The organism is Bradyrhizobium sp. SZCCHNR1017, assembly GCF_032381375.1.
Taxonomy (GTDB): domain Bacteria; phylum Pseudomonadota; class Alphaproteobacteria; order Rhizobiales; family Xanthobacteraceae; genus Bradyrhizobium.
In genome coordinates this window covers 352165-378134 of record NZ_JAUHIR010000003.1, presented here as the reverse complement: position 1 = coordinate 378134, position 25970 = coordinate 352165, and the positions used below count along the sequence as shown (strand labels likewise).

The window sequence follows — 25970 nt, the reverse complement described above, 5'->3', positions numbered from 1 at the left end:
CTGTCGCATCGCGCCTTGGTTAAGCGGCGAGCTTGCGCAACACGTAGTGCAGGATGCCGCCGTTGCGGTAGTAGTCGAGCTCGTCGAGCGTATCGATCCGGCAGAGCAGCGGCACCTGCTGCGCCGCACCGTCGGCCGAGACGATCTGGGCGGTCAGGGTTTGGCGCGGCTTCAGGTCGCCTTGCAGGCCCTTGATGGTAACCTTCTCGTCGCCCTTGAGGCCGAGCGAGGACCAGGACGTGCCTTCCTGGAAGGTGAGCGGCAGCACGCCCATACCCACCAGATTGGAGCGATGGATGCGCTCGAAGCTCTGGCAGATCACGGCACGGACGCCCAGCAGCCGGGTACCTTTGGCGGCCCAGTCGCGCGACGAACCGTTGCCGTATTCGGCGCCGGCGAACACCACCAGCGGCACGCCCTCTTCCTGATACTTCATCGCGGCGTCATAGATCGACATCTGCTCGCCGTCGGGCCAGTGCTTGGTCAGGCCGCCCTCGGGAATGTTGCCGTCGGCACCTTTGAGCATGAAGTTCTTGATGCGGATGTTGGCGAAGGTACCGCGCATCATGATCTCGTGATTGCCGCGGCGCGTGCCATACTGGTTGAAGTCAGCCGGGCGGACCTGGTGCTCGCTGAGGAACTTGCCGGCGGGCGAGGTCAGCTTGATCGAACCGGCCGGCGAGATGTGGTCGGTCGTGATCTTGTCGCCGAACAGCGCCAGCACGCGAGCCTCGACGATGTCCTTGATCGGCTCGGGCTCCTTCTTCATGCCCTCGAAATACGGCGGGTTCTGCACGTAGGTCGACGACATGTTCCAGCGATAGGTCTCGCTCTCGACCGTCTTGATCTTGCGCCAGTTGGTGTCGCCCTTGAACACGTCGGCGTAGCGCTTCTTGAAGATCGACGCCTTGACGAACTTCTTGACGAAGTCGTTGACCTCCTTGGTCGTCGGCCAGATGTCCTTCAGGTAGACCGGCTTCTTGTCCTTGCCGATGCCGATCGGCTCGACCGAAAGATCCTTGGTCACGGTGCCGGCCAGCGCATAGGCCACGACCAGCGGCGGCGAGGCCAGATAGTTGGCCTGCACGTCCGGCGAGACGCGGCCTTCGAAGTTGCGGTTACCCGACAGCACGGCCGCCGCGACCACGCCGTTGTCGTTGATCGACTTCGAGATCTCCTCCGGCAGCGGGCCGGAATTGCCGATGCAGGTGGTGCAGCCGAATCCGACGAGGTTGAAGCCGACCTTGTCGAGGTCCTTCTGCAGGCCCGAATTGGCAAGGTATTCGGCGACCACCTGACTGCCGGGAGCGAGGGAGGTCTTCACCCACGGCTTGGCCTTGAGGCCCTTGGCGGCGGCGTTGCGGGCCAAGAGGCCGGCGCCGATCAGCACGCTCGGATTCGAGGTGTTGGTGCAGGAGGTGATGGCGGCGATGACGACGTCGCCATGGCCGATGTCGAAGTCCTTGCCCTCGACCGGGAAGCGCTGCGCAGCGTCGCTCTTCTTGTACTCCCCAGCCAGCGCGGTCGCGAAACCCTCGGCCACCGCCGGCAGCGCGATGCGGCCTTCGGGGCGCTTCGGACCAGCCATCGACGGCACGACGTCGGCGAGATCGAGCGTCAGCGTCTGCGTGAACACCGGGTCCGGCGACTTGGCAGTGCGGAACAGACCCTGCGCCTTGGCATAGGCCTCGACCAGCGCGACGCGCGGCGCCTTGCGACCCGAGGTCTTCAGATAGTCGATGGTGGCGGCGTCAACCGGGAAGAAGCCGCAGGTCGCGCCGTATTCAGGAGCCATGTTGGCAATGGTCGACTTGTCGGCGACCGAGAGATGGTCGAGGCCGGGGCCGAAGAACTCGACGAACTTGCCGACCACGCCGAGCTTGCGCAGCATCTGGGTGACGGTCAGCACCAGGTCGGTCGCGGTGACGCCTTCCTTCAGCGCGCCGGTCAGCTTGAAGCCGACGACGTCGGGCAGCAGCATCGACAGCGGCTGGCCGAGCATGCAGGCCTCGGCCTCGATGCCGCCAACGCCCCAGCCGAGCACGGCGAGACCATTGACCATGGTGGTGTGGGAGTCAGTGCCGACCAGCGAATCCGGATAGGCGACCTCGAAGGTGCCCTTGGTGCGGCCGACCGTCATCTTCTCCTTCTTGGTCCAGACCGTCTGCGCCAGGTATTCGAGGTTGACCTGGTGGCAGATGCCGGTGCCGGGCGGCACGACGGAGAAGTTCGAGAACGCCTTCTGGCCCCACTTCAGGAATTCGTAACGCTCCTGGTTCTGCTTGTACTCCTCGGCGACGTTCTTGCCGAACGCCTTGTTGTCACCGAAGTAGTTCACGATCACCGAGTGGTCGATGACGAGATCGACCGGCACCAGCGGGTTGATCTTCTCGGCATCGCCGCCGAGCTTCTGCATTGCGTTGCGCATCGCCGCGAGGTCGACCACCGCCGGCACGCCGGTGAAATCCTGCATCAGCACGCGCGCCGGGCGGAAGGCGATCTCATGTTCCAGCGACTTCTTGCGCAGCCATTTGGACACTGCGACGATGTCGTCCTTGGTGACGGTGCGGCCGTCCTCGTTGCGCAGCAGGTTCTCGAGCAGCACCTTCATCGAATACGGCAGCTTGGAGATGTCCTTGAGACCGTTCTTCTCGGCTGTGGGCAAGCTGTAATAGATGTAGCTCTTCGTTCCGACCTTGAGGGTCTTGCGACACTTGAAGCTGTCGAGCGAGGTCATGCGTGGAAATCCCAATTGATCTGTATACCCGGAGGGGGTATTTAAGAACCGTCAGCGCGAGGCGCCGAATGGCTTGCAGCGGGCGATTGTGTGCTGCATCAAGGTCGGGCTTATAGAAGCTTTCTAACTGCGCCGCCACAGAGACAAGCAAGTCCCGACGTGGCATCACCCACAAATTCTCACGCGCTAGCCATCAATTCCCTAGGGGCTGTCACGACGGGCCATGCAGGCGACTTCAACATTGTCTCCGAAGCTGTTCGGCCGCGACGTCAGGTGCGTGCGCGGCGGTCGCGAGGTGTTCGCAGGACTAGCCTTCGAAGCAGTCGCGGGCGAGGCGCTGGCGGTGACCGGACACAATGGTGCGGGCAAGACATCACTGCTGCGGTTGATTGCCGGTCTGCTGCTGCCGGCGGGCGGCTCCATCGCCATCGAGGGCGGTGAGAGCGAGCTCACGGTGCCCGAGCAGGCGCATTATCTCGGCCACCGCGACGCGCTGAAGCCGGCGCTCAGCGTGCGCGAAAACCTGACCTTCTGGGCCGAATTCCTCGGCGGCGGCATCACGCGGCCGATCCCCGACTGCCTCGCGGCCGTCGGCATCGCCCACGCCATCGACCTGCCCGCCGCCTATCTGTCCGCCGGCCAGCGCCGCCGGCTGTCGCTGGCCCGCCTGCTCGCGGTGCCGCGCCTGCTCTGGCTGCTCGATGAACCGACCGCGGCGCTCGACGTCGCGGGGCAGGCGATGTTCGCGGGGCTGATGCGGGAGCATCTCGCCGGGGGTGGGCTGATTGTCGCGGCGACGCACGGCCCGCTCGGCATCGACACACGCGAGCTGCGGATCGGGGAGGCTCGATGATTCCCTCTCTCCTCTTCGCAGTCCCACCCACCGCTCTCTCCGTTCCCGCCCCCCTTGTGGGGGAAGGTCAGGGACGGGGGTGCCCCACGACGCGCTCTAACTTGTTTGACGAGATTCGGTCGCACCAACCAACGTCCCATCGGCGCGCCGCCTCCTCCCCCTTGCGGGGAGGGGGCGGCGGTCCACAACGGCAGCGTCACCTGGAGCCACCCCCCTCCCCAGCCCTCCCCCACAAGGGGGGAGGGAGCGCAGTTTGCGGGTCGAGGGAGCGCGGCTCACCATCTGCCATCAAGCAATCAGCCGAGGCCCTATCCGCATGACCGCCCTCGGTGCCCTCATCCGCCGCGACATCAAGATCGCGCTGCGCATCGGCGGCGGCGCGTTGATCGGCGTGCTGTTCTTTCTTACCGTCGTGGTGCTGATGCCATTCGCGGTCGGGCCGGATCTGGCGCTGCTGACCCGGCTCGGCCCCGCCATCCTCTGGCTCGGTGCCCTGCTCTCCAGCCTGCTCACCCTGGACCGGCTGTTCACCGCCGACCACGAGGACGGCTCGCTCGACCTGGTCGTGATGAGCCGGACACCGCTGGAGCTGGCCTGCGCCGCCAAGGCGCTGGCGCATTGGCTCGCCGCCGGCCTGCCGCTGGTGATCGCGACGCCCGTGCTCGGCCTGCTGCTCAACCTCGACGCCACAGCGACCGGCGCCGTCGCGCTGACGTTATTGGCGGGCACGCCTGCCCTGACCTTCATCGGCATGATCGGTGCAGCACTGGCTGTGACGATGCACCGCGGCGGGCTGCTGCTGGCGGTCTTGGTGCTGCCACTTTCGATCCCAGTGCTGATCTTCGGCGTCGCGGCGTCGCAGGCGGCCATCGTCGGCCCGCTGCCGTTCGGGGCGCCGTTCTCGATCCTGTGCGCATTGTCGCTGGTGAGTTTCGTGATCGGCCCGTTCGCCGCTGCGACAAGCTTGCGGAACGGGCTGGATTGACCCGCCGCCCGCCGGGGTTTGACCATGATCAACTCTTATCTAGCGGCGCCGTGCTGATTGCCTGCAACCGCTTCCGCCTTTAACAAGGGTCTCATGTCGCTGATCGACCTCGCCAATCCCACCCGGTTCCTTGCGCTGGCGGCGCGGCTGCTGCCGTGGCTGGCGCTGGTCACGGCCGCGCTGCTGGCTATCGGCCTGTACCTCTCCGCGCTGGCGCCCGACGACTATCAGCAGGGCGCGACCGTCAAGATCATGTTCATCCACGTGCCCAATGCCTGGCTGTCGATGTTCGTCTGGAGCATCATGAGCATCGCCTCGCTCGGCACCTTGGTGTGGCGGCATCCGCTCGCCGACGTCGCTGCCAAGGCCGCCGCCCCGATCGGCGCAAGCTTCACGTTCCTCGCTCTCCTCACCGGCTCGCTGTGGGGCCGGCCGATGTGGGGCACCTATTGGGAGTGGGATGCGCGGCTGACCTCGGTGCTGATCCTGTTCCTGATGTATCTCGGCCTGATGGCGCTGTGGCGCGCGGTCGAGGATCCGACCCGCGCCGCCCGCGCTGCCGCCGTGCTGACGCTGGTTGGCGCGATCAACCTGCCGATCATCAAGTTCTCCGTCGACTGGTGGAACACGCTGCATCAACCGGCGTCGGTGATGCGGATGGGCGGTCCGGCGCTCGACAAATCATTCCTGATCCCGCTGCTGGTGATGGCAGTCGGGTTCTCGTTCCTGTTCATTACCCTGCATGTCGCGGCGATGCGCAACGAGATCCTGCGCCGGCGCGTCCGCAGCCTGCAGATGATGCAGGCCCGCGCCTACACCACGGCCGCACCAGCCGACGATGCGGCAGGCCAGATCGCGGGAGCGGCTTGACATGGACCTTGGCCCCTATACCTCCTTCATCGCGACCTCCTATCTTGCAGCGGCGCTGGTCGTGATGCTGCTGATCGGCTGGATCGCCATCGACTACCGCACCCAGAAGGCGCGCTTGCGCGCGCTCGAGGACAGCGGCATCAGCCGCCGTTCCGGCCGCGCCGCGACGGATATCCAATGATCGAACAGGCTGCGACGGAGCCGGCGCCGCGGCGCCGCTCATTCCTCATGCTGCTGCCGCTCGTGGTGTTCCTCGGGCTGGCGGCGCTGTTCTGGTCGCGCCTCGGCAACGGCGATCCGTCGCGGATTCCCTCCGCGCTGATCGGCCGCCCCGCGCCGGCCACGCCGCTGCCGGCGCTGCCGGAACTGGCGAGGGACGGCACGCCGGTGCCCGGCCTCGACCCGGCTGCGCTCAAGGGCAAGGTCAGCATCATCAACGTCTGGGCATCGTGGTGCGTGCCCTGTCACGACGAGGCGCCGCTGCTGGTCGAGCTCGGCCGCGACAAGCGCTTCCAGATCATCGGCATCAACTACAAGGACGGCGCCGACAACGCCCGCCGCTTCCTCGGCCGCTACGGCAACCCCTATGACGTCGTCGGCGTCGACGGCAACGGCCGCGCGGGCATCGAATGGGGCGTCTACGGCGTGCCCGAGACCTTCGTCGTCGGCCGCGAGGGCACCATCGTCTACAAGCTGGTCGGCCCGATCACGGCGCAGAACATCGATGCGGTGTTGAAGCCGGAAATCGAGAAGGCGCTGAAGGTGGGTTCGTAAGCCTCGCGCAGCCATCGGAGCTTCAGCGGCAAACACGCTCCTCTCTCTGCGTCGTCATTCCGGGGCGGCGCGAAGCGACGAGCCCGGAATCCATACTCACGAGCGGTCGTTTGGCGAAGACGGGCGCCACAGCCATCTCGCGTCACACGCCTTGTCGTGGTTATGGATTCCGGGCTCACGCCGCTGCGCGGCGCGCTCCGGAATGACGGCGCGGAGAACCTCGAAGCGAAGCGATCCGGAGCATCTACGGGCCTTGGATTGCTTCGTCGCTACGCTCCTCGCGATGACCGCGTTCGGGGCAGCTACCCCTTGCTCACATCCCCTTCCGCCGCATCGCTGGCTTCGAGCGACGCCGGGTCCTGGTGGTAGCGCTTGATCAGCGGCATCTGGGCGATGGCGAAGATCATGGTCAGCGGCACGACGCCGAACGCCTTGAAGCCGACCCAGAAATCGGTGCTCTGCGTGCGCCAGATGATCTCGTTCAGCACCGCCATCGCGGCAAAGAACAACGCCCAGCGGAAGGTGAGGATGCGCCAGCCTGCGGCCGTCAGGTTGAACATCTGATCGAACATGATCGCGATGAAGGAGCGGTTGAACAGCAGCCCGCCGCCGAGCACGGCCGCGAACAGGCCGTAGATGATGGTCGGCTTGACCTTGATGAAGGTCTCGTCGTGCAGCACCAGGGTCAGCGTGCCGAACACGATGACGACGACGGCGGTCACCAGCGCCATCAGCGGGACGTGCCGCGTCACGACATAGGACGCGATCAGCGCCGCGATGATCGCAACCATGAACGCGCCGGTCGCAGCGAACAGATTGAACTTGGCGTTGACCACGAAGAAGATGATCAGCGGGCCAAGTTCGGTCGCGAGCTTGAACAGCGGGTGCGGCTGGGTCTTGTCCATTCCATGTCCTGTTGGCTGCAGCCACGGCAGCGGTTGATCCGGTCGTCTCGATCTGGCGGTGGGCCGGAGCCCGAGCGTGCCGACGTCAATCCTCGATGCCGGCGATCGCCCGCGCAAAATCTTTCGCGGCGAACGGTGAGAGATCATCGACCCCCTCGCCGACGCCGATGAAGTGCACCGGCAGCTTGAACTTCTCCGACAGCGCCACGAGGATGCCGCCGCGCGCCGTACCGTCGAGCTTGGTCATCACGAGGCCGGTGACGCCTGCCGTACGATGAAACGCCTCGACCTGCGACAGCGCATTTTGTCCCACCGTCGCGTCGAGCACGAGCAGCACCGCATGCGGTGCCGACGCGTCGACCTTGCGAATGACACGCACCACCTTTTCGAGCTCGTTCATCAGCTCGGCCTTGTTCTGCAAACGGCCGGCAGTATCGATCAGCAGGATGTCGCGGCCCTGCTCCTTGGCCGCGGTGATGGCGGTGAACGCAAGGCTGGCGGAGTCCGAGCCCTGCGCGCCGGCGATCACCGGCGCCTTGGTGCGCTCGCCCCAGACCTTGAGCTGCTCGATCGCGGCGGCACGGAACGTGTCGCCCGCGGCCAGCATCACCTGCCTGCCTTCGGAAGCGAATTTCTGCGCCAGCTTGCCGATCGTGGTCGTCTTGCCGGAGCCGTTGACGCCGACGACGAGAATGACGAACGGCTTGTGGCCCGGCGCGATCTCGAGCGGCTTCGCCACCGGCGACAGCACCTTCTCGACCTCGGTCGCGACGACCGCCTTGACCTCGTCGGCGCTGATCGCCTTGTCGTAGCGGCCGGTCCCGACGGCGTCGGCGATTCGCGCGGCGACCTGGGTGCCGAGATCGGCGCGCAGCAGCACGTCCTCGATGTCGTCGAGCATCGCGCGGTCGAGCTTGCGCTTGGTGACGAGATCGGCGACGGCCGTGCCGAGCGCGCCGGACGTGCGCTTCAGGCCCGCCGACAGCCGCCGCCACCACGACAGCTTGGGTGTTTCCGAGGTGGTATCGTTCATGGCGTGGTGTTAGCCCTTTCCATTCGCAAACGAAAGCTCACACCCGCGTTACGGTTTCCATGGACATTAACCAACCCACCGACGAGGAAATGCTTGCCCGCGTGCTCCACCGCGACGGGCTGATGCTGGTGATCGACAAGCCGGCCGGCATTCCCGTGCACAAGGGACCGAAGGGCGGACCGAACCTCGAAGCCTCGTTCGACGCGCTGCGCTTCGGCCTGCCGCGCCCGCCGGTGCTGGCGCATCGGCTGGACAAGGAAACCTCGGGCTGTCTGGTGCTCGGCCGTCATCGCAAGGCAACGGCGTCGCTCGGGCTTTTGTTCAAGCATGGCAAGATTTCGAAGACCTATTGGGCTGTCGTCGAAGGCGGACCTGACGCTGACGAGGGCGTGATCGAGCTCCCGCTCGGCAAGCTGAACGCCGAGCGCGGCTGGTGGCAGAAGCCGGATCCGAACGGGCAGCCAGCGGTGACGAAATGGCGGGTGCTGGGGAGGTCGTACTCTCTTGCCAGTCTATCCCTGAACTCCCCTCCCACTCGTGGCAACGACTCCCCTCCCCCTCGCGGGGAGGGGTCGGGGGTGGGGGTCCCCACGGGCAGTGTCGCTTGGAGCCACCCCCCTCCCCAACCCTCCCCCACAAGCGGGGAGGGAGCGCAGCTGCCAACCGGAGAGGGAGAGTCGGTGCACTCCAATCGCAGTCCGCGACTCACTTGGCTGGCGATGGAACCGGTCACCGGCCGCACGCATCAACTGCGCGTGCATTCGGCAGCGTCGGGATGGCCGATCGTCGGTGACAACATCTATGGCAACGGCCCGCGCTTCGGCGAGCCGCGGCTGCATCTGCACGCACGCGAGATTTCGATTCCGCTGTCGAAAAACAAGCCACCGGTACACGTGGTGGCGCCGGCGCCGATGCACATGCATGAGCGGCTGAGGATGTGCGGGTGGAACGGGGCGTGAGCCCATCTCTTTCCGCACCGTCATGGCCGGGCGAAGTCCCGGCCATCCACGTCTTAGTTCTTGGGGACAGCGTGGATGCCCGGGTCAAGCCCGGGCATGACGGAATTCTGGACTAACAGCCGAGCCCCATGATGCCCCGTGATCGTGAGCCGCTGCACGGTGCCTGGCAACGCAGTGGTCGTGGCGACCGGCAGGTAATGCTCCGTCCGTCCCTGGGTCTCACTCTCGATCAGCACCTCACGCTGACAGCCGATCTCCTGCTCCAACCGCAGGCGTAACGCCGCCTCGCCCACCGCCCGCAATCGCCGCGCGCGATCGCGGATGATGGCGCCATCCACCTGCGGCATGCGCGCCGCCGGCGTGCCCGGCCGCGGCGAATAGGGAAACACGTGCAGGAAGGTCAGCCCGCATTCCTCGACCAGGTCGATCGAGCGCGAGAACATCTCCTCAGTCTCGGTCGGAAATCCCGCGATCAGATCGGCGCCAAGCGCGATGTCCGGCCGCAGCCGGCGCACCTGAGCACAGAATGCGATGGCATCGGCGCGCGAATGCCGCCGCTTCATGCGCTTCAGGATCAGATCGTCACCCGCCTGCAGCGACAGATGCAGGTGCGGCATCAGCCTGGCATCATCCGCGAGGGCATCGAGCAGGTCGGCATCGGCCTCGATCGAATCGATCGAGGAGATGCGCAGGCGTCTCAACTCCGGCACGTGGCGCAGTATCTGCTTCACAAGCCGGCCGAGCTTCGGCGTGCCGGGCAGGCCGGCGCCATAGCTCGTCAGGTCGACGCCGGTCAGCACGATCTCGGCATGGCCGCGCTCGGCCAGCGCGCGCACCTGCTCGACGACCGCGCCCATCGGCACCGAGCGCGAATTGCCGCGACCGAACGGGATGATGCAGAAGGTGCAGCGATGATCGCAGCCGTTCTGCACCTGCACGAACACCCGCGGCAGGCCGCGCTGGAAGCCGTCGACCAGATGCGGAGCCATCTCCATCACCGCCATGATGTCGGAGACGGCCACCTTCTCGGACGCATCGATGCCGAACCGTGGCACCGCCAACGCCCGTGTGGTCGCACGCCACGCATCGGGCCGCAGCTTGTCGTCATTGCCGATGACGCGGTCGACCTCGGGCATGGCGGCGAACATGCCGGCCTGCGTCTGCGCGGCGCAGCCGGTCACGACGATGCGCGCCGCGGGGCGCTCGCGCTTCAATTTGCGGATCGACTGCCGGGCCTGCGCCACCGCCTCGTTGGTGACGGCACAGCTGTTGATGACGATGGTGTCGTCGGCACCGGCCGCCTCGGCATGTTTCGCGATCAGCTCGGATTCGAACGCGTTGAGGCGGCAGCCGAAGGTAACGACGTCGACGCTCATGCGACGCTGGCGAACATCGACGGCTCGAACCGTCCCTCGAACTCGAACGTCGCGGTGCCCGTCATCAGCACGTGATCGTCACGCTCGCGCCACTCGATCGTGAGCTCGCCGCCGGGCAGCCTCATCTGCACGATCCGGTTGGCACGCTTCAGCCTGACGGCCGCGACCGCTGTCGCACAGGCCGCCGAACCGCAGGCCTTGGTCAGCCCCGCGCCGCGCTCCCAGGTGCGCATCGTGATGTGGTCGCGATCGACGATGTGGGCGAGCGTGATGTTCGCACGCTCCGGGAAAATCGGATGGTTCTCCAGCAGCGGCCCGAAGCGCTCCAGATCGTAGGCGTTGACGTCCTCGACCCAGAACACCGCGTGCGGATTGCCCATGTTGACGACCGAGGGCGAATGCAGGATCGGCGCGTCGATCGGTCCGATCTGCAGCTCGATGTAGCGGGTGTCGCGGAACTCCTCGGCGAGAGGAATGTCCTGCCAGCCGAACTTCGGCGCGCCCATGTCGACGGTGTAGAGGTCGGGCGCCGGCCCCTGCCAGCAGTTCAACAACCCGGCGCGGGTCTCGAACGTCGCGCTGGTCTGGCCCGTCTTGCCGAACACCTGGCGCACCACGCAGCGCATGCCGTTGCCGCAGGCGCCGGACTCCGATCCATCATTGTTGTAGATGCGGATGAACGCTTCGGTGCCGTCGAGCCGCGGCGGCTGCAGCACCATCAGCTGATCGTAGGGCACCCGGGATGCCACCGCCCGCGCCTCGTCCGGCGTGACGACATGCTTCACGTCGCGCAGATCGACCACGACGATCTCGTTGCCGATCCCGTTCATCTTGACGAAGCTGTGGTTGGCCAGCGCGCTCATGAAAATATCCAAATTGTGTCCGCCTTATATGGCGAATGGCGCGGCATTGACCAGCCTGCAGAGCGACATGACGCATCTGTCATGGGACGCCGCGCCGCCGAGCATGTTAGGACCGGTTCATTCGCCGGCACGAACCGGGCAAAGCAGCACGGCCACTGGAGAATAGTCGAATGAATCTCAGCACTTTCCGCCTCGTTCTGGCCGTGAGCTCGGTCGCGCTCCTGCTCGGCGGCACGTTCGCCCGGGCCCAGGCGCCGTCGGCCTCGCCGGCTCCGGCGGCCTCAGCCACGCCCGCACCGGCCCCGAGCGCGCTACCGGCGCCGGTGGCGCCGGCCTCTCCTGCGCCTGCCGCGTCGGCCAGTCCGGCGCCCGCGACCAGCCCGACGCCGGCCGCCAGCGCGAGCCCCTCGCCGTCGTCATCTCCGACCGCGGCCCAGTCCCCGGCCACGACGCCGCCGCAGGCCGCGGCGCCGGCCCAGGCGGCCGACGCCTTCGGCGACGAGATCAAGCTCGAGGCGAAGAAGGTCGTCCTCGTCAAGGGCACCGCGAATTGGGACAATGCGTTCGACACGCTGATCGACTCCTTCAAATCGCTGTCGGCCACGCTGGACAAGCAGGGCATCAAGCCCGCCGGCAACGGCATGATCGTCTACACCTCGACCGACGACACCGGCTTCACCTTCCTGGCCGAGATGCCGGTCGAGCAGGAGCCGAAGACGCTCGGCAAGGGGATGAGCATCGGCCAGTCGCCCGAGGGCAAGGCGCTGAAGTTCGTCCATCGCGGCTCCTACGACAACATGGACAACACCTACGAGGCGATCACCAACCACCTCGACGAGCGCCGGCTGGAGGCCAAGGACACCTTCATCGAGGAGTACCTGACCGACCCCTTGAAGACGGCCGAGGACAAGCTCGTCATCAACGTCTACGTGCCGCTGAAGTGAGCACCATGATCATCAGACCCATCCTCGCGGTCGCGCTCGCGACCAGCTTCGCAATGCCCGCCCTCGCGGATGACATCGCCCGGCAGGACACGCCGGCGATCACCGTCAGCGGCGAAGCCAGCGTGTCGGCGCCGCCGGATCTGGCGCAGATCGACGCCGGCGTGGCATCCGACGCCAAGACCGCGCGCGAGGCCGCCGAGGCCAACAACGCCGCCATGGCCAAGGTGCTGCAGGCGCTGAAGGCGGCCGGGATCGCCGACAAGGACTATCAGACCTCGCGGCTGTCGCTGCAGCCGCAATATGCGCAGAACCGGCCGGCCCAGCCGGCGGTGACCGGCTATCGCGCCAGCAATCGCGTCACCATCAAGCTGCGCGACGTCGCCAAGGTCGCCAGCGTGATCGATACGCTGGTCGCGGCCGGCGCCAACGATGTCGGCAACATCTATTTCAGCGTCGCCGAGCCATCCAAGCTGCTCGACCAGGCGCGCGAGAAGGCCGTCGCAGACGCCCGCCGCAAGGCCGAGATCTATGCCAAGGCCGCCGGCGTGACGCTGGGTCAGCCGCTCAGCATCTCCGAGGATGGCGCGCCCGCCCCGGTGTTCCGCGCCAAGACCTTTGCCGCACCGATGGCCGCGACGCCGACACCGGTGGCGCAGGGCGAGGAGACGCTGTCGATCACGGTCAACGTGACCTGGGCGATCAAGCCGGGGCAGTAAGGCGGCCTCACGCCCGCGCGGCGCATTGTGCGTCGTGGCAGCCGACAACGTAGCTACAAACTCGGTGTCGTCCCGGCCTTGAGCCGGGACCCATACTCCGGGGCGGTAATTGTCGCGCGAGAGGGAGCTGCCAGCCTTCACAACATTGAATTCGGTGTTTATGGGTCCCGGCTCAAGGCCGGGACGACATCTGTTTTGTGGCGGCGGCCTGCTTAGATCTCCACCACCTGCCCCGGCTTCAACACGCCGAACCGCTCGCGCGGGATACCGGCCTGGTCGAGCGCGGCGTGCAGGGCGTGCACCGGCGCGTCGATCGCCTCGTCCGTCAGTTGGAACGTGCCGTGGTGATGCGCCAGCGCGGCCTCCGCGCCGCAATCCTGCAGCGCCTGCACGGCATCCTCCGGGTTCATGTGCTGGTCGCGCATGAACCAGCGCGGCTCGTAGGCGCCGATCGGCAGGATCGCGAGCCTGATCGGCGCGTGCTGCTTCGCAACGCGGCGGAAATGCTTGCCCGTGCCGTAACCGGAATCGCAGACGATGTAGACCCTGCCGCGCGGCGTCTCCAGCACGAAGCTCGCCCACAGCGCCTTGTTGCGGTCGAACAGGCCGCGCGCCGTCCAGTGCCGCGTCGGCACCAGGGTCACGGCGACCTCCTCGTTCAGCGTCACGCGATCGTGCCAGTCATAGGCCTCGGCGCGGATCTTGGAGTCAGCGTCGATCATCGTAAGGTCGTTGCCCAGCGGCGTGACGACCCGCGGCGAAAATCGCGCGGTCAGCTTCGACAACGTCCGGATGTCGAGATGATCGTAATGCCCATGCGACACCAGCACGACGTCGATATGCGGCAGCCCCTCAAAGGCGATGCCGGGATCATTGTGCCGCCGGGGACCGGCGAACGCGAATGGCGACACCCGCTCCGACCAGACAGGATCGACCAGGATGTTGAGCCCGCCGGTCTGGATCAGCCAGCTGGCGTGGCCGATGAAGGACAGCCGCACTGTCTCGCCGTCGATCCGGTGCGGCGGCGTGTCGGCGTGCGGGCTCGCCGCCCAGGACGGCCAGCGGGAACGCTTGCGGTTGCGGCCGAACTGCCAGCGCAGCACCTGGGACAGGGATTTGGGCGGAACGCCGTCGGGATCGTAGAAGCGCTTGCCGTCGAAATGGTCGGTGACGGGGCCGGAATAAGTCCTGGAACGGCGCAGCAAGGTCGTCCTCGCAAGGGAAAGCTGAACTCGCGCAAGAGGTAAGCGCCCCCACAGGGTCCGGCAACGGGACGGCGAGAAGCAAGTTTCCTTGACTTTTGCGGCTGCTGAGGGTTTAACCCGGCCGAATTTCGGAAAGTTTCGTCTTTTCGAGCCACCGCCCGGCCCTGGAGGCCGGAGGTCACCGCCCGACAGCGCTGTGCGCCCTCGGGCGCAAACGTGTTTGGACTGACGGTTTCGGCCGACGGGCCGAGGTCTATATGGTCGTCATGGGCCGCAGCAAGCGGCGACGACGGGCGGCAATGAAGCGAGCGCCCGCAAGGGCAAAGGATAACGGCATTGTTCGACAATCTGTCGGAAAGGCTTGGCGGCATTCTCGATCGGCTGACGGGGCGTGGTTCGCTCTCGGAAGCCGATGTCGACGCCGCGATGCGCGAAGTCCGCCGGGCGCTGCTCGAGGCCGACGTCGCGCTGGAGGTTGTCCGCAGCTTCACCGAGCGCGTGCGCGAGCAGGCGATCGGCGCCACCGTCGTCAAGTCGGTCACCCCCGGCCAGATGGTCGTCAAGATCGTCCATGACGAGCTGGTCAAGACGCTCGGCGACGACGGCCAGACCATCGACCTCAACGCCGTGCCGCCGGTGCCGATCATGATGGTCGGCCTGCAGGGCTCCGGCAAGACGACCACCACCGCCAAGCTCGCGCGCCGCATGGTCCAGCGCGACAAGCGCAAGGTGCTGATGGCCTCGCTCGACGTCTACCGTCCGGCCGCCATGGAGCAGCTCGCGGTGCTCGGCCGCGACCTGGACATCCCGACGCTGCCGATCGTGGCCGGCCAGATGCCGCCGCAGATCGCACGCCGCGCCATCGAGGCCGCCAAGCTCGGCGGCTACGACGTGGTGCTGCTCGACACCGCCGGCCGCACCACGCTGGACGAGGACATGATGAAGGAGGCCGCCGAGATCAAGGCGGTCGCCAACCCGCACGAGGTGCTGCTGGTCGCGGATTCGCTGACCGGCCAGGACGCCGTCAATCTCGCCCGCGCCTTCGACCAGCGCGTCGGCCTCACCGGCATCGCGCTGACCCGTATCGACGGCGACGGACGCGGCGGTGCGGCGCTGTCGATGCGCGCGGTCACCGGCAAGCCGATCAAGCTGCTCGGCACCGGCGAAAAGACCGACGCGCTGGAAGACTTCTATCCCTCGCGCATTGCCGGCCGCATCCTCGGCATGGGCGACATCGTCTCGCTGGTCGAGAAGGCCGCGGCGAACATCGACGCCGAGAAGGCCGCGCGCGCCGCCGAGCGGATGCGCAAGGGCCAGTTCGACCTCAACGACATGCGCGAGCAGCTGCAGCAGATGGCGCAGATGGGCGGCATCGGCGGGCTGATGGGCATGATGCCCGGCATCTCGAAGATGAAGAACCAGATCGCGGCCGCCGGCATCGACGACAAGATCCTCAAGCGCCAGGTCGCGATCATCGATTCGATGACGCGCGAGGAGCGCAAGCATCCCGACCTGCTCAAGGCCAGCCGCAAGAAGCGCATCGCGGCCGGCTCCGGCCAGAGCGTCGAGCACGTCAACAAGCTGCTCAAGATGCACCGGAACATGGCCGACGTGATGAAGGCCATGGGCTCAGGCAAGCGCGGCCCGCTGGCCGGCATCGCCCAGGCGATGGGTTTTGGCGGCGGTGGCGGCATGCCCTCGCCGGATCAGCTCAAGGCGCTTGCGGAAAAGATGCCGGGTGGCATGCCCGGCGGACTGCCGAATTTGCCGAAGGATCTGCCCGCCGGCCTGCGCGGCGGCCTACCGAACCTCCCCGGCCTCACCGGTCTCAGCGGCAAGCCGACTCTGCCGGGCCTCGGCCTTCCTCCGGGGAAGAAGAAATAATGAGGATCATCCGCTCCTCTTTCCATTCGTCATTCCGGGCGCGCGCAGCGCGAGCCCGGAATCCATACGCACGATCGTGGTTATGGATTCCGGGCTCACCGCTTCGCGGTGCCCCGGAATGACGGCTTAGCTGACATCAACTCATCAGAAGACACTCAGGAGAACCTACATGTCCGTCGTCATCCGTCTCGCCCGTGCCGGCACCAAGAAGCGCCCGGTCTATCACGTCGTCGTCGCCGACTCGCGCTTCCCGCGTGACGGCCGCTTCATCGAACGTCTCGGCTACTTCAATCCGCTGATGCCGAAGGACAACGAGGCACGCCTCAAGCTGGACATGGAGAAGGTGAAGGGCTGGCTCGCCAAGGGCGCGCAGCCGTCCGACCGCGTCGCCCGCTTCCTCGACGCCGCCGGCGTCAAGAAGCGCGAAGCCCGCCAGAACCCGATCAAGGCCGTGCCGCGCAAGGAGCGCAAGGCGCAGGCCGAAGCCGCCGCCAAGGGCTAAGGTCGTTGACGAGCGCGGCCTCATGCTTCGAGATGCACGGCTTGCGCCGTGCTCCCTTGCATGAGGAACTGGCTCCTCCTCCTGAGGAGCGCGCGTTCGAGCGCGTCTCGAAGGACGAGGCACGCTGATGTCCAAGCTCATCTGTGTCGCCAGAATCGGCGCCGCGCATGGCGTGCGCGGCGAGGTTCGCTTATGGACCTTCACTGAGGATCCGCTGGCCGTGCTGCATTACGGCCCGCTCACGACCAAGGACGGCAGCCGTTCGTTCGAGGTCGCGAAGGCGCGCGAGGCCAAGGACCATCTGGTCGCAGCCATCAAGGGCGTCACCGACCGCAATGCGGCCGAACGCCTCAACGGGCTCGAGCTCTACGTGCCCAGAGACCGCCTGCCCGAGACGGCTGACGACGAATACTACCACGCCGACCTGATCGGCCTCGCCGCGGAGACCGCTGACGGCGCGCAGCTCGGCCGCGTGCTCGCGATCCATAATTTCGGCGCCGGCGACATCATCGAGATCGCCCCGCCCTCGGGCAGCACGTTGCTGCTGCCGTTCACCAATGCCGTGGTGCCGACGGTCGATCTTGCCGGCGGCCGCGTGATCATCGAGCTGCCGGCGGAGATCGAGGGCGAGGATGAAGCCGCGGATGAACCGGCTTCCGCTGAAGATGACGCTGCCGCCGCACCCTCCGCTCGTCGTCCCCGCGAAAGCGGGGACCCATAGCCACCGCAGCTGATTGGCTTGCGCGGGACTGGCCGCATGCCTCGTTTCGACATCACGCGGTATGGGTCCCGAATCGGCGCCGCGACGCGCTGACGCGCGTCACGCTTGTCCGGGACGACACCGGTGTCGAGGTCGCAAGAGCCGGCAATGCATCCAGGGCTCGATCTCGCAACCTGGGTACCTTAACACAGAGCATCATGACGACTTCGCCCCCATCCCCAGTCGCACCTTGGCGCGCCACCGTGCTGACGCTGTTCCCGGAGATGTTTCCCGGGCCGCTCGGCGTCAGCCTGGCCGGCCGCGCGCTGGCCTCCGGCATCTGGTCGTTGGAGGCGCGCGACATCAGGGCCTCCGCCACCGACAAGCACCGTAGCGTCGATGACACGCCGGCCGGCGGTGGCCCCGGCATGGTGCTGCGCGCGGACGTGCTGGCAGCCGCGATCGACGCGGCGGCGATCGATCCGGAGCGGCCGAAGCTGCTGATGAGCCCGCGTGGCCGGCCGTTGACCCAGGCCTTCGTCCGCGAGCTCGCGGCCGGTCCGGGCCCGCTGATCGTCTGCGGTCGCTTCGAAGGCGTCGACCAGCGCGTCATCGATGCGCGCTCGCTGACCGAGGTCTCGATCGGCGACTACGTGCTGTCGGGCGGCGAGATCGCCGCCCTGGTGCTGATCGACGCCTGCGTCCGGCTGCTTCCGGGCGTGATGGGCAAGCTCGAATCGGGCACCGACGAGAGTTTTTCCGATGGCCTACTTGAATACCCGCAATACACCCGGCCCCAACTATTCGAAGGCCGGACCATTCCGGATGTGCTCACCTCGGGTGACCACGCCAAGGTCGCCGCTTGGCGCCGCGCCCAGGCCGAGGCGCTGACTGAAGCGCGAAGGCCGGATTTGTGGGCCGAATGGCAGGCGCGCGACGGCCGAGAACAAAGAGGGACCGGCCAAAAAGAGCCAAAAAGCACGACAGACGGGTGACAAGCCTCGCGCTTTGGCTTATAGGAGCGCCCAATTCCGCAAGTGACGGCAGGAACAAGCGCAGCCCCCGCGTGACCCGGCTGGGCGCGCCGCCGATGGAGATTTACCCGTGAACCTGATTCAGCAGCTCGAAAAAGAGCAGTTCGACAAGCTGTCCGCCAACAAGACCATTCCGGAGTTCGGCCCGGGCGACACCGTGATCGTCAACGTGAAGGTGGTCGAAGGCGAGCGCACGCGCGTGCAGGCCTATGAGGGCGTTTGCATCGGCCGGTCCGGCGGCGGCATCAACGAGAGCTTCACCGTGCGCAAGATCTCCTATGGCGAGGGCGTGGAGCGCGTGTTCCCGATCCTCTCCCCGATGATCGATTCGATCAAGGTCGTGCGCCGCGGCAAGGTGCGTCGCGCCAAGCTGTATTACCTGCGCCAGCTGCGCGGCAAGTCGGCCCGCATCGTCGAGAAGCAGGACCGGCAGCAGACCGCCGTCAACGAGTAGTCGTTGCTTTCATTGGATTGACGAAGAGCGCGGGCTGGCCCCGCGCTTTTCTGTTTTTGCGCTGCCGTCATTGCGAGCGAAGCGAAGCAATCCAGAGTCCTTGCCCCGGCCCCTGGATTGCTTCGCTTCGCTCGCAATGACGGCGGGCGCAAACGCATCTCGCACTCCACGGCACGCGTGCTATATATCCCCCTGAAATGGTTCTAGATCGCACCAGCATGGCCTGTCGCCGCGTCGTCATCGACGATCGCCGCCGGCTGCCCGGGCGGTTCTTCGGACGCTTCGCCACCTCGGCGACATCTGAGCTTAGGCGCGCGCTGTAAGCCGCAGCGCCTCATTCCTGATTGTTCGCGCGTGCCCGTCACGCGCTCCGTTTCAAACCTTAAATTCCCGGGAGCATTCGCTCATGTCGAAGCCGACCACCCTGTACGACAAGATCTGGAACGACCATCTGGTCCACGAAGCCGAGGACGGCACCTGCCTGCTCTACATCGACCGCCATCTGGTCCATGAGGTGACCTCGCCGCAGGCGTTCGAAGGCCTGCGCATGACCGGCCGCAAAGTGCACGCGCCGGAAAAGACGCTGGCCGTGGTCGATCACAACGTGCCGACCACAGACCGCTCCAAGCCGAACCCGGATCCGGAGAGCATCGAGCAGATCAAGACGCTGGCCGAGAACGCCAAGGAATTCGGCATCGAATATTACAACGAGTTCGATCGCCGCCAGGGGATCGTCCACGTCATCGGCCCCGAGCAGGGTTTTACGCTGCCCGGCACCACAATCGTCTGCGGTGACAGCCACACCTCGACGCATGGCGCGTTCGGCGCGCTGGCGCACGGCATCGGCACCTCCGAGGTCGAGCACGTGCTGGCGACACAGACGCTGATCCAGAAGAAAGCGAAGAACATGCGCGTCACGGTCGACGGCGTGCTGCCGGACGGCGTGACGGGGAAGGACATCATTCTCGCCATCATCGGCGAGATCGGCACCGCCGGCGGCACCGGCTACGTGCTGGAATATGCCGGCGAGGCGATCCGCGCGCTGTCGATGGAAGGCCGCATGACCGTGTGCAACATGTCAATCGAGGGCGGCGCCCGTGCTGGCCTTGTGGCGCCCGACCAGAAGGCGTTCGACTTCCTGCGCGGCCGTCCCAAGGCGCCGAAGGGCGCCGCCTGGGATGCGGCGATGCGCTACTGGGACACGCTGCGCTCCGACGAGGGCGCGCATTTCGACCACGAGCTCCGGCTCGACGCCGCCAAGCTGCCGCCGATCGTGACCTGGGGCACCTCGCCCGAGGACGTGATCTCGGTGACCGGCGTGGTGCCCGATCCGGACCAGATCGCAGACGAGGCCAAGCGCATCTCCAAGCATCGCGCGTTGAAGTACATGGGCCTGACCGCGGGCACGAAGATCACCGACATCAAGCTCGACCGCGTCTTCATCGGCTCGTGCACCAACGGTCGCATCGAGGATCTGCGCGCCGCAGCCAAGATCGCCGAAGGCAAGACCGTCAGCGGCCACGTCAACGCGATGGTCGTTCCGGGCTCGGGCATCGTCAAGGAGCAGGCGGAAGCCGAGGGCCTCGACAAGATCTTCATCAAGGCCGGCTTCGAATGGCGCGAGCCAGGCTGCTCGATGTGCCTCGCCATGAACCCGGACAAGCTGGCGCCAGAAGAGCGCTGCGCCTCGACCTCGAACCGCAACTTCGAGGGACGCCAGGGCTTCAAGGGCCGCACCCACCTGGTGTCGCCAGCGATGGCCGCGGCGGCCGCAATCGCAGGACACTTCGTCGACGTACGCGACTGGCGCTGACGTCATCTCGCTGCTTCAGATCCGGCACGGCGGCAGGTCTACAAACGAACGCGATGGCTTCACCAAGCCATCGCGTTTTTCATTTCACCTCAACATCGACACAGTTCGGCAAGGGCTTCTTAAGTCTCGTCGCGCACAATCCTACCGCCGGACGCGCTGCGTCTGCAGAGGAACGTGCCGAGGAGCCTGACATGGCCGACAAGCCGGAATACGTCGACCTCATCCGTGATGCGACGCGCCAACGCCGCAAGACACCGCCCGCCAAGATCATTGCCCAGCCCGAGGCTCCGAAGGAGGAGCGGCGGTTGTCGAACTGGCCGCCCGGCCGCTTTGCCAAATGGCGCCTGGAGACGCTGGTGCCTTGGAAGCTGAGTGTGAGGAATTGGCAGTTCAAGGATTGGCTCTGACCGCCGCGCCCCACTCCATCCCCTTGAAATGAGAGAAGGACGCCGTTGGGCGCCCTTCCTGCTTTGTCGAACTTCAGGTCCCGTCAGTAGTAGCGCCAATGGTGGCGGTGGCGATGATGCCACCGGTGATAATGGCGCCAGTGATGACCCCGCCAATGCCGATAGTGGCAGATGCGGCGCGGCCCGTAATGGGTCCAGACGACGCGGCAGCGGCGATAGGGATAGTAGTAGCCCGAGGTATAGACCGGCGCGTAATAACTGCGATAGCCGTAGAAGTGCCGGCGGTGATGGTGGAAGTACGGCCGGTAGGCGTAGTATGGACGATGATGATAGCCGCCGCCATGGAACACCGGCCGCGGGCCGAATCCGCCATGGAATGCGGGGCCGCCACCGTGGAAGACAGGACGCGGGCCACCGCCGAAGGCATGTCCTCCCCCATGAAATGCGGGGCTGCCGCCGCCCCTGAACATGGCGCCGCCGCCGCCATGGAACGCCGGGCCACCGCCTCCGCCGTGGAATCCACCACCGCCGGGATGCCCGCCACCACCGCCGCCATGGCCGCCGGGGCCTCGGACCTGAACGGTCAATACGTCCGAAGGCGTCTGCGTGGCGGAGCCGGCACCGGGACTCACCGGCGACATCGCAAGCGCAGGCCGTCCGGACGCGCCCGCCAAGACAAACAGTGTGGCCGCCGCAAGACTGAGGCGACGAGCAAGACCAGCGCGCTGGTCCTTCATCCTCATCATGGTCCCTTCTCCCTGAATGCTGTGCAACGATGGACCCATGCAGCGCCGATGCTGGTCGTCCGATCGGTGGATTGGCGCACCCCCAACATGAACGTAGAGATAGCGACGTGAATGCGGCATGAATGATGCACGTCAGTGATGCACGGTGCACGCGCATCTGCGGCGTGGCGTCGCGGCAGAGGAGATGCACGTGAGCCTCTACGTCGTCCTGCAACTCAGGATCACGGATGCCGACGCAGCGGCTCACGTGCTGCTCGGGCGGGGACTTCGCAACTAACGACACGCAGGAAACGCAGCGCGCCTCGCCGACATGGCCTCAATGGTAGAACGGCGTGAACAGAACCAAGGGCCCCGGCGGATAGGCCGGCGTGTAATCCGTGGGACGGTCGAGATAGTGCGGCACCTCTGCCGTCGACACCACGAGCTTCGATCGGCGGCCCTGCCGGCGCGGGCCAGCATCCGTTACGGTCTGACGCGCCTGCGTTACGGCTGGAGCTGCGGCGACAGGAGCGGTGGCGGCGGAACTTGCGAGCAGCATCGCCACCGTGACAACGCTGATCCCGAGCCAGGTTCTGTTGACTGATGGTTTCATGGCGAACCTCGTTGCCAGCCCCCATCAACGTACAGGCCCGCAAAGCGGGCCTGTTTGATTTCGGTCATTGTCTCGGTCGGCTCGAAAGCGCGGCTTACCAGCGGCCGTGATGGCGATATCCGTAGTGATGCGGCCGCCAGTGATGACGCGGATGGTAGTAATGCCGAGGATAGTAGTGGCGCCGGGGATGCCAATGGCGGCGGCCGTGCCAATGCGCCTGCGTGGTCTCCTGCGCCGTGCCCTGCTGCACCGCGGTCGCAGCGCCCGGATTGATCAGCGACAGCGCCTGCGCGCGTTCGGCGGGGGCAGCCATCGCGAGAACGGCGCCAACCGCCGCGATGCCCAACAGCTTCATCACAGTCATGAACTTCTCCCTCGATCGCCTGACATCACGTCCGGCACCGTAACTTCCGCCTTGTCAGTTGCCTGAAGGGCGGCCGCAGCAGCGCGACGCAGACCAGTCTCGAACGAGCGACGCGAATGGGACATGAAGACCTGCGCAGGAGCAGAATGCCGATATGTCGCGCATAGTTCCGCCGCAGTGCGCGACATATCGGCACTGTGTCCGGGCGGTAACATCAGGCAACGTCGCGATCGCGACCGGATCGCGTGCGCGCTTGCCGAGCCGATCAGTGCGCGGGACCCAGGAGTCAGCCGCGTCGCCAGACGCAACTCATATGCGGGACGATCACGGTGCCGCTCGGCCGATGCTCCGGAACATAGGTGGCGTCGCATACACGAACTGCGTTCGGACCTGGGTTGAAGCGCGGCACCACGTCGGGCTGCCAATGACCCTCGTAGCGCGGATAGATCTGGATTCGTCGTTGCCGGCGCTGTGCGGAGAGATCCGTGCTCACCTCACTCTGCACGGCGCCGCGCGCGCCGGCGGGTTGCTCCGCTTGCGCTGTTGCCGAGATTGAGACCACGACCGCCGCAGCCAGCGCCGCTCCGGCCAGCACCATCGACATCTGCCTCATCTGTCCCCCAACCCCCAGTTCGCGCGTCACGGTCGCCGGTTTCATCCCCTGCGTCAACCAGCTCCGCCACACATGTCATAGAACCAAGATGCAAGATGATCAAAGCCGGGCTAGAAGGCGGCAATGTGGACAGATCTGAAAGCCCCCTCGCTCGCCGACATGGAAGTCATGGCGCACGAGATGTTCGAGCGTCTGCCCGAGCATTTTCGCAGGATGTGCGAGGGCGTCATCATCCGGGTCGACGACTTTCCGACCGAGGAGGTGCTCGACGAGATGCAGTGCGAAAGCGAGTTCGACCTGCTCGGCCTGTTCCAGGGCACGGGACTGCCGTTTCGCAGCAACGACGACCTGCCGCGCCTGCCCAACATGATCTGGCTTTATCGCCGACCGATCCTCGACTACTGGGCCGAGCACGACGAGAGCCTCGGCCACATCGTCCGCCATGTCCTGATCCACGAGATCGGCCATCATTTCGGAATGTCCGACGACGACATGGAGGCAATCGAGGCGTCCGTCGGCTGACGAGCCGGCCGATAGCACCGGGATTTTGACTTTATCCGCCCTGCCGTTCGGGCTAAACAGCGGCCTGCCCGTATTCTCGAAGGTGCCCCCGATGGACAAGTTCACCACGCTGGAAGGCGTCGCCGCGCCGCTGAAGATCATCAATGTCGACACCGACATGATCATCCCCAAGCAGTACCTGAAGACCATCAAGCGCACCGGCCTCGGCAAGGGCCTGTTCTCGGAGCAGCGCTACAAGGACGACGGCAGCGAGAACCCGGATTTCGTGCTCAACCAGCCGGCCTATCGCAACGCCAAGATCCTGGTCGCCGGCGACAATTTCGGCTGCGGCTCAAGCCGCGAGCACGCCCCCTGGGCGCTGCTCGATTTCGGCATCCGCTGCGTGATCTCGACCTCGTTCGGCGACATCTTCTACAACAACTGCTTCAAGAACGGCATTCTGCCGATCCGCGTGTCGCAGGCCGATCTCGACAAGCTGTTCGACGACGCCGAGCGCGGCGCCAACGCGACCTTGACGGTCGATCTCGCCAACCAGGAGATCCGCGGCCCCGACGGCGGCACCGTCAAGTTCGACATCGACCCGTTCCGCAAGCATTGCCTGCTCAACGGGCTCGACGACATCGGGCTGACGCTGGAGAAGAAGGCGTCGATCGACAGCTACGAGGCCAAGCTGGCCGAGCGCGCCTGGGCCTGAGGCCCGCCGAAGGATGGTGAGTTCGCGGGCCCCGGACCTCGTCCGGGGCCCTGTTTCGAGAGCAGCCCAGCAGGTCCGCCGTTGACGCGCGTATTGCCCGAGGTCGTCACCTTCTGGCGGGGGCCGCTCGACCGCCTGCGCCAGACCTGCCTGCGCTCGCAGCTCGCCGCCGGCCACAAGGTGACGGTCTACAGCTTCGATCCGCTGCCCGGCCTGCCCGACGGCGTCGGCAATGCCGAGGCCGAGGCGGTCCTGCCTTACGCGTTCTCCGAGCGTCTCAGGCCGCCGCAGCCGGACGGCGGCTGGCGCGATTGGACCACCTTGCAGTTCAGCGACTTCTTCCGGATGCGGCTGATGGCACAGCGCGCCGGCCTCTGGCTCGATGCCGACGTGCTGCTGCTCAGGCCGGTCGAGATCGACCCCGCCGTGCCCTATTTCGCCTGGGAGCGGCCGCGGCAGCTCGGCAACTCCGTGCTCTACCTGCCGCCGGAGGATCCGATCGTCGCCGAGTTCGCCGCGCTGATGGCGCAGGACGCGCTGACGCCGAACTGGCTTTCGCTGCGTCACCGCCTCACCTTTGCGCTGCGCCGCCTGCGCGGCGGCTCCGACCGCCTCTCGGACATCCGCGTCGCCATCTTCGGCCCTGCCGCGCTGACGGCGCTGGCCCGCCGCCATGGCTCGCTGCACCATGCGCTGCCGAAGCGCAGCTTCTACGCGGTGCATGCCGAGCCGAAGGCGTTCTTCGACCCTTCCGACTTCTCCGGCCTGATCGGCGATCCGGGTGTCATCGGCCTGCACATCTCGCCGAAGGGCCGCGGCGGCGAAGCGCCGATCCCGGGCAGCCTCTATGCCTGGGCGGCCGCACGATTTGCCCCGCGCTGACCTTCGCCGCGCAGCTTTGCGACCGGCGCAGGGCCGATTTGCTGCTTGATCTACCGCAACGTCCGCGCGGCCACCCGGTGATTGATTGCGGGCCATCATCGGAGACGTGTCATGACCGTAGACGCCAAGCCTTATCCGCGGGTTCAGTTCCTGATCGATACGTTCGCGCAATGGCTCCGGCACCGGCGTGAGCTGAGCGAGATCCGGCAGCTGGACCGTGACGATTTCGAGCGTATCGCGATGGACCTGCAGGTCACACCGGCGGATCTCGACGAGCTGGTCCGTCACGGCGAGCACGCCGCCGACGAGCTGCCGCAGATGCTGAAGGCGCTCGGCATCGACGAAGCCGCGCTGGGGCGCGCCGAGCCGCTGGTGCTGCGCGACATGGAGCGCGTCTGCGCCATGTGCAAGGACAAGCCGCGCTGCCATCGCGATCTTGCCGCCGGGACGAGTGCCGAGCACTACGAGGAATACTGCCTCAACGCCCCGACCATCGACCGCCTGGGCAGCGCCGCGGTCAAGCACTGATCGCCGCCTCCCTCC

At 66.3% G+C, this 25970-nt stretch carries 29 protein-coding genes; 19 read left to right on the top strand and 10 right to left on the bottom strand.

Annotated elements, in window-relative coordinates; translation table 11 throughout:
• Positions 1-19 precede the first annotated feature (19 nt).
• Positions 20-2737: an aconitate hydratase AcnA gene (gene acnA, locus QW863_RS10695; protein WP_315715917.1), complete on the bottom strand. Its 2718-nt coding sequence runs from the start codon at positions 2735-2737 to the stop codon at positions 20-22.
• Between the two features lie 223 nt (positions 2738-2960).
• On the opposite strand from acnA, the gene ccmA reads away from it, so the two are divergent.
• The 5 genes from ccmA to QW863_RS10670 all read left to right on the top strand — a co-directional run bounded on the left by ccmA (position 2961) and on the right by QW863_RS10670 (position 6219).
• Positions 2961-3590, top strand: a complete 630-nt coding sequence (gene ccmA, locus QW863_RS10690; protein ID WP_315715916.1) for a heme ABC exporter ATP-binding protein CcmA — start codon at positions 2961-2963, stop codon at positions 3588-3590.
• Positions 3591-3906: 316 nt separating this feature from the next.
• Complete coding sequence (gene ccmB / locus QW863_RS10685) at positions 3907-4575, top strand: heme exporter protein CcmB (protein WP_315715915.1); 669 nt, start codon at positions 3907-3909, stop codon at positions 4573-4575.
• Positions 4576-4668: 93 nt separating this feature from the next.
• The gene (locus tag QW863_RS10680; protein ID WP_315715914.1) at positions 4669-5445 is read left to right on the top strand and encodes a heme ABC transporter permease; all 777 of its coding nucleotides are present in this window, start codon (positions 4669-4671) and stop codon (positions 5443-5445) included.
• A gap of 1 nt (position 5446) precedes the next feature.
• Positions 5447-5626, top strand: a complete 180-nt coding sequence (gene ccmD, locus QW863_RS10675) for a heme exporter protein CcmD (protein ID WP_315715913.1) — start codon at positions 5447-5449, stop codon at positions 5624-5626.
• On the top strand, positions 5623-6219 hold the full coding sequence (locus tag QW863_RS10670; RefSeq protein ID WP_315715912.1) for a DsbE family thiol:disulfide interchange protein: 597 nt from the start codon (positions 5623-5625) through the stop codon (positions 6217-6219). The genes ccmD and QW863_RS10670 overlap by 4 nt, the downstream gene beginning before the upstream one ends.
• 302 nt (positions 6220-6521) lie before the next feature.
• Here QW863_RS10670 and QW863_RS10665 read toward each other — a convergent pair whose 3' ends face one another.
• Entirely contained in the window at positions 6522-7124 is a 603-nt protein-coding gene (locus QW863_RS10665; RefSeq protein WP_315715911.1) for a septation protein A, read from the bottom strand.
• A gap of 85 nt (positions 7125-7209) precedes the next feature.
• A complete protein-coding gene (gene ftsY / locus QW863_RS10660) occupies positions 7210-8157 on the bottom strand; it encodes a signal recognition particle-docking protein FtsY (RefSeq protein WP_315715910.1) in 948 nt (315 codons plus the stop codon).
• Between the two features lie 59 nt (positions 8158-8216).
• Between ftsY and QW863_RS10655 the strand changes: the two genes are divergently transcribed.
• Entirely contained in the window at positions 8217-9116 is a 900-nt protein-coding gene (locus QW863_RS10655) for an RNA pseudouridine synthase (protein WP_315715909.1), read from the top strand.
• A gap of 53 nt (positions 9117-9169) precedes the next feature.
• Here QW863_RS10655 and mtaB read toward each other — a convergent pair whose 3' ends face one another.
• Complete coding sequence (gene mtaB, locus QW863_RS10650) at positions 9170-10492, bottom strand: tRNA (N(6)-L-threonylcarbamoyladenosine(37)-C(2))-methylthiotransferase MtaB (protein ID WP_315715908.1); 1323 nt, start codon at positions 10490-10492, stop codon at positions 9170-9172.
• On the bottom strand, positions 10489-11355 hold the full coding sequence (dapF, locus tag QW863_RS10645) for a diaminopimelate epimerase (RefSeq protein WP_315715907.1): 867 nt from the start codon (positions 11353-11355) through the stop codon (positions 10489-10491). The genes mtaB and dapF overlap by 4 nt, the downstream gene beginning before the upstream one ends.
• A 170-nt stretch (positions 11356-11525) precedes the next feature.
• Between dapF and QW863_RS10640 the strand changes: the two genes are divergently transcribed.
• Together QW863_RS10640 and QW863_RS10635 are read left to right on the top strand one after the other, a co-directional pair.
• Complete coding sequence (locus tag QW863_RS10640) at positions 11526-12299, top strand: GyrI-like domain-containing protein (protein ID WP_315715906.1); 774 nt, start codon at positions 11526-11528, stop codon at positions 12297-12299.
• A gap of 5 nt (positions 12300-12304) precedes the next feature.
• On the top strand, positions 12305-13015 hold the full coding sequence (locus QW863_RS10635; protein ID WP_315715905.1) for an SIMPL domain-containing protein: 711 nt from the start codon (positions 12305-12307) through the stop codon (positions 13013-13015).
• A 212-nt stretch (positions 13016-13227) separates the two neighbouring features.
• On the opposite strand, the gene QW863_RS10630 is transcribed toward QW863_RS10635, so the two are convergent.
• Positions 13228-14220, bottom strand: a complete 993-nt coding sequence (locus QW863_RS10630; RefSeq protein WP_315715904.1) for an MBL fold metallo-hydrolase — start codon at positions 14218-14220, stop codon at positions 13228-13230.
• 336 nt (positions 14221-14556) lie between these two features.
• Between QW863_RS10630 and ffh the strand changes: the two genes are divergently transcribed.
• The 7 genes from ffh to QW863_RS10595 all read left to right on the top strand — a co-directional run bounded on the left by ffh (position 14557) and on the right by QW863_RS10595 (position 21014).
• Positions 14557-16104: a signal recognition particle protein gene (gene ffh / locus QW863_RS10625; RefSeq protein ID WP_315715903.1), complete on the top strand. Its 1548-nt coding sequence runs from the start codon at positions 14557-14559 to the stop codon at positions 16102-16104.
• A 169-nt stretch (positions 16105-16273) separates the two neighbouring features.
• A complete protein-coding gene (rpsP, locus tag QW863_RS10620) occupies positions 16274-16606 on the top strand; it encodes a 30S ribosomal protein S16 (RefSeq protein ID WP_008964221.1) in 333 nt (110 codons plus the stop codon).
• A 127-nt stretch (positions 16607-16733) separates the two neighbouring features.
• Positions 16734-17327, top strand: coding sequence for a ribosome maturation factor RimM (rimM, locus tag QW863_RS10615; protein ID WP_315715902.1), 594 nt, complete (start codon positions 16734-16736; stop codon positions 17325-17327).
• Positions 17328-17524: 197 nt separating this feature from the next.
• Positions 17525-18301: a tRNA (guanosine(37)-N1)-methyltransferase TrmD gene (gene trmD, locus QW863_RS10610; RefSeq protein WP_315715901.1), complete on the top strand. Its 777-nt coding sequence runs from the start codon at positions 17525-17527 to the stop codon at positions 18299-18301.
• A 109-nt stretch (positions 18302-18410) separates the two neighbouring features.
• Positions 18411-18794 carry a 50S ribosomal protein L19 gene (gene rplS, locus QW863_RS10605; protein WP_015663536.1) on the top strand — a complete coding sequence of 128 codons (384 nt, stop codon included), beginning with the start codon at positions 18411-18413 and terminating at the stop codon, positions 18792-18794.
• Between the two features lie 406 nt (positions 18795-19200).
• Positions 19201-20607: a 3-isopropylmalate dehydratase large subunit gene (gene leuC, locus QW863_RS10600; RefSeq protein ID WP_315715898.1), complete on the top strand. Its 1407-nt coding sequence runs from the start codon at positions 19201-19203 to the stop codon at positions 20605-20607.
• Between the two features lie 191 nt (positions 20608-20798).
• Positions 20799-21014 (top strand): hypothetical protein, encoded by a 216-nt coding sequence (locus tag QW863_RS10595; RefSeq protein WP_315715897.1) that lies wholly within the window; start codon positions 20799-20801, stop codon positions 21012-21014.
• Between the two features lie 83 nt (positions 21015-21097).
• Here the strand turns inward: QW863_RS10595 and QW863_RS10590 are convergent, their stop codons facing one another.
• The 4 genes from QW863_RS10590 to QW863_RS10575 all read right to left on the bottom strand — a co-directional run bounded on the left by QW863_RS10590 (position 21098) and on the right by QW863_RS10575 (position 23311).
• Positions 21098-21760, bottom strand: coding sequence for a hypothetical protein (locus tag QW863_RS10590; protein WP_315715896.1), 663 nt, complete (start codon positions 21758-21760; stop codon positions 21098-21100).
• A gap of 316 nt (positions 21761-22076) precedes the next feature.
• A complete protein-coding gene (locus tag QW863_RS10585) occupies positions 22077-22352 on the bottom strand; it encodes a hypothetical protein (RefSeq protein WP_315715895.1) in 276 nt (91 codons plus the stop codon).
• Positions 22353-22446: 94 nt separating this feature from the next.
• Positions 22447-22716: a hypothetical protein gene (locus QW863_RS10580; RefSeq protein ID WP_315715894.1), complete on the bottom strand. Its 270-nt coding sequence runs from the start codon at positions 22714-22716 to the stop codon at positions 22447-22449.
• A gap of 286 nt (positions 22717-23002) precedes the next feature.
• Positions 23003-23311: a hypothetical protein gene (locus tag QW863_RS10575; protein WP_315716181.1), complete on the bottom strand. Its 309-nt coding sequence runs from the start codon at positions 23309-23311 to the stop codon at positions 23003-23005.
• Between the two features lie 141 nt (positions 23312-23452).
• Here QW863_RS10575 and QW863_RS10570 point away from each other — a divergent pair, with 141 nt between their 5' ends.
• From QW863_RS10570 to QW863_RS10555, 4 genes are all read left to right on the top strand, one after another.
• Positions 23453-23851 (top strand): metallopeptidase family protein, encoded by a 399-nt coding sequence (locus tag QW863_RS10570; RefSeq protein ID WP_315715893.1) that lies wholly within the window; start codon positions 23453-23455, stop codon positions 23849-23851.
• Between the two features lie 91 nt (positions 23852-23942).
• Positions 23943-24545 carry a 3-isopropylmalate dehydratase small subunit gene (leuD, locus tag QW863_RS10565; RefSeq protein WP_315715892.1) on the top strand — a complete coding sequence of 201 codons (603 nt, stop codon included), beginning with the start codon at positions 23943-23945 and terminating at the stop codon, positions 24543-24545.
• Positions 24546-24626: 81 nt separating this feature from the next.
• Complete coding sequence (locus QW863_RS10560; protein WP_315715891.1) at positions 24627-25427, top strand: hypothetical protein; 801 nt, start codon at positions 24627-24629, stop codon at positions 25425-25427.
• Between the two features lie 111 nt (positions 25428-25538).
• Positions 25539-25955 (top strand): DUF6455 family protein, encoded by a 417-nt coding sequence (locus QW863_RS10555; protein ID WP_315715890.1) that lies wholly within the window; start codon positions 25539-25541, stop codon positions 25953-25955.
• Positions 25956-25970 lie beyond the last annotated feature (15 nt).

Excerpts from the sequence above, each read along its gene's own strand:
- acnA (WP_315715917.1), bottom strand. The coding sequence starts at position 2,737 with ATGACCTCGCTCGACAGCTTCAAGTGTCGCAAGACCCTCAAGGTCGGA.
- ccmA (WP_315715916.1), top strand. The coding sequence starts at position 2,961 with ATGCAGGCGACTTCAACATTGTCTCCGAAGCTGTTCGGCCGCGACGTC.
- ccmB (WP_315715915.1), top strand. The coding sequence starts at position 3,907 with ATGACCGCCCTCGGTGCCCTCATCCGCCGCGACATCAAGATCGCGCTG.
- QW863_RS10680 (WP_315715914.1), top strand. The coding sequence starts at position 4,669 with ATGTCGCTGATCGACCTCGCCAATCCCACCCGGTTCCTTGCGCTGGCG.
- ccmD (WP_315715913.1), top strand. The coding sequence starts at position 5,447 with ATGGACCTTGGCCCCTATACCTCCTTCATCGCGACCTCCTATCTTGCA.
- QW863_RS10670 (WP_315715912.1), top strand. The coding sequence starts at position 5,623 with ATGATCGAACAGGCTGCGACGGAGCCGGCGCCGCGGCGCCGCTCATTC.
- QW863_RS10665 (WP_315715911.1), bottom strand. The coding sequence starts at position 7,124 with ATGGACAAGACCCAGCCGCACCCGCTGTTCAAGCTCGCGACCGAACTT.
- ftsY (WP_315715910.1), bottom strand. The coding sequence starts at position 8,157 with ATGAACGATACCACCTCGGAAACACCCAAGCTGTCGTGGTGGCGGCGG.
- QW863_RS10655 (WP_315715909.1), top strand. The coding sequence starts at position 8,217 with ATGGACATTAACCAACCCACCGACGAGGAAATGCTTGCCCGCGTGCTC.
- mtaB (WP_315715908.1), bottom strand. The coding sequence starts at position 10,492 with ATGAGCGTCGACGTCGTTACCTTCGGCTGCCGCCTCAACGCGTTCGAA.
- dapF (WP_315715907.1), bottom strand. The coding sequence starts at position 11,355 with ATGAGCGCGCTGGCCAACCACAGCTTCGTCAAGATGAACGGGATCGGC.
- QW863_RS10640 (WP_315715906.1), top strand. The coding sequence starts at position 11,526 with ATGAATCTCAGCACTTTCCGCCTCGTTCTGGCCGTGAGCTCGGTCGCG.
- QW863_RS10635 (WP_315715905.1), top strand. The coding sequence starts at position 12,305 with ATGATCATCAGACCCATCCTCGCGGTCGCGCTCGCGACCAGCTTCGCA.
- rpsP (WP_008964221.1), top strand. The coding sequence starts at position 16,274 with ATGTCCGTCGTCATCCGTCTCGCCCGTGCCGGCACCAAGAAGCGCCCG.
- rimM (WP_315715902.1), top strand. The coding sequence starts at position 16,734 with ATGTCCAAGCTCATCTGTGTCGCCAGAATCGGCGCCGCGCATGGCGTG.
- trmD (WP_315715901.1), top strand. The coding sequence starts at position 17,525 with ATGACGACTTCGCCCCCATCCCCAGTCGCACCTTGGCGCGCCACCGTG.
- leuC (WP_315715898.1), top strand. The coding sequence starts at position 19,201 with ATGTCGAAGCCGACCACCCTGTACGACAAGATCTGGAACGACCATCTG.
- QW863_RS10595 (WP_315715897.1), top strand. The coding sequence starts at position 20,799 with ATGGCCGACAAGCCGGAATACGTCGACCTCATCCGTGATGCGACGCGC.
- QW863_RS10590 (WP_315715896.1), bottom strand. The coding sequence starts at position 21,760 with ATGATGAGGATGAAGGACCAGCGCGCTGGTCTTGCTCGTCGCCTCAGT.
- QW863_RS10585 (WP_315715895.1), bottom strand. The coding sequence starts at position 22,352 with ATGAAACCATCAGTCAACAGAACCTGGCTCGGGATCAGCGTTGTCACG.
- QW863_RS10580 (WP_315715894.1), bottom strand. The coding sequence starts at position 22,716 with ATGACTGTGATGAAGCTGTTGGGCATCGCGGCGGTTGGCGCCGTTCTC.
- QW863_RS10570 (WP_315715893.1), top strand. The coding sequence starts at position 23,453 with ATGTGGACAGATCTGAAAGCCCCCTCGCTCGCCGACATGGAAGTCATG.
- leuD (WP_315715892.1), top strand. The coding sequence starts at position 23,943 with ATGGACAAGTTCACCACGCTGGAAGGCGTCGCCGCGCCGCTGAAGATC.
- QW863_RS10555 (WP_315715890.1), top strand. The coding sequence starts at position 25,539 with ATGACCGTAGACGCCAAGCCTTATCCGCGGGTTCAGTTCCTGATCGAT.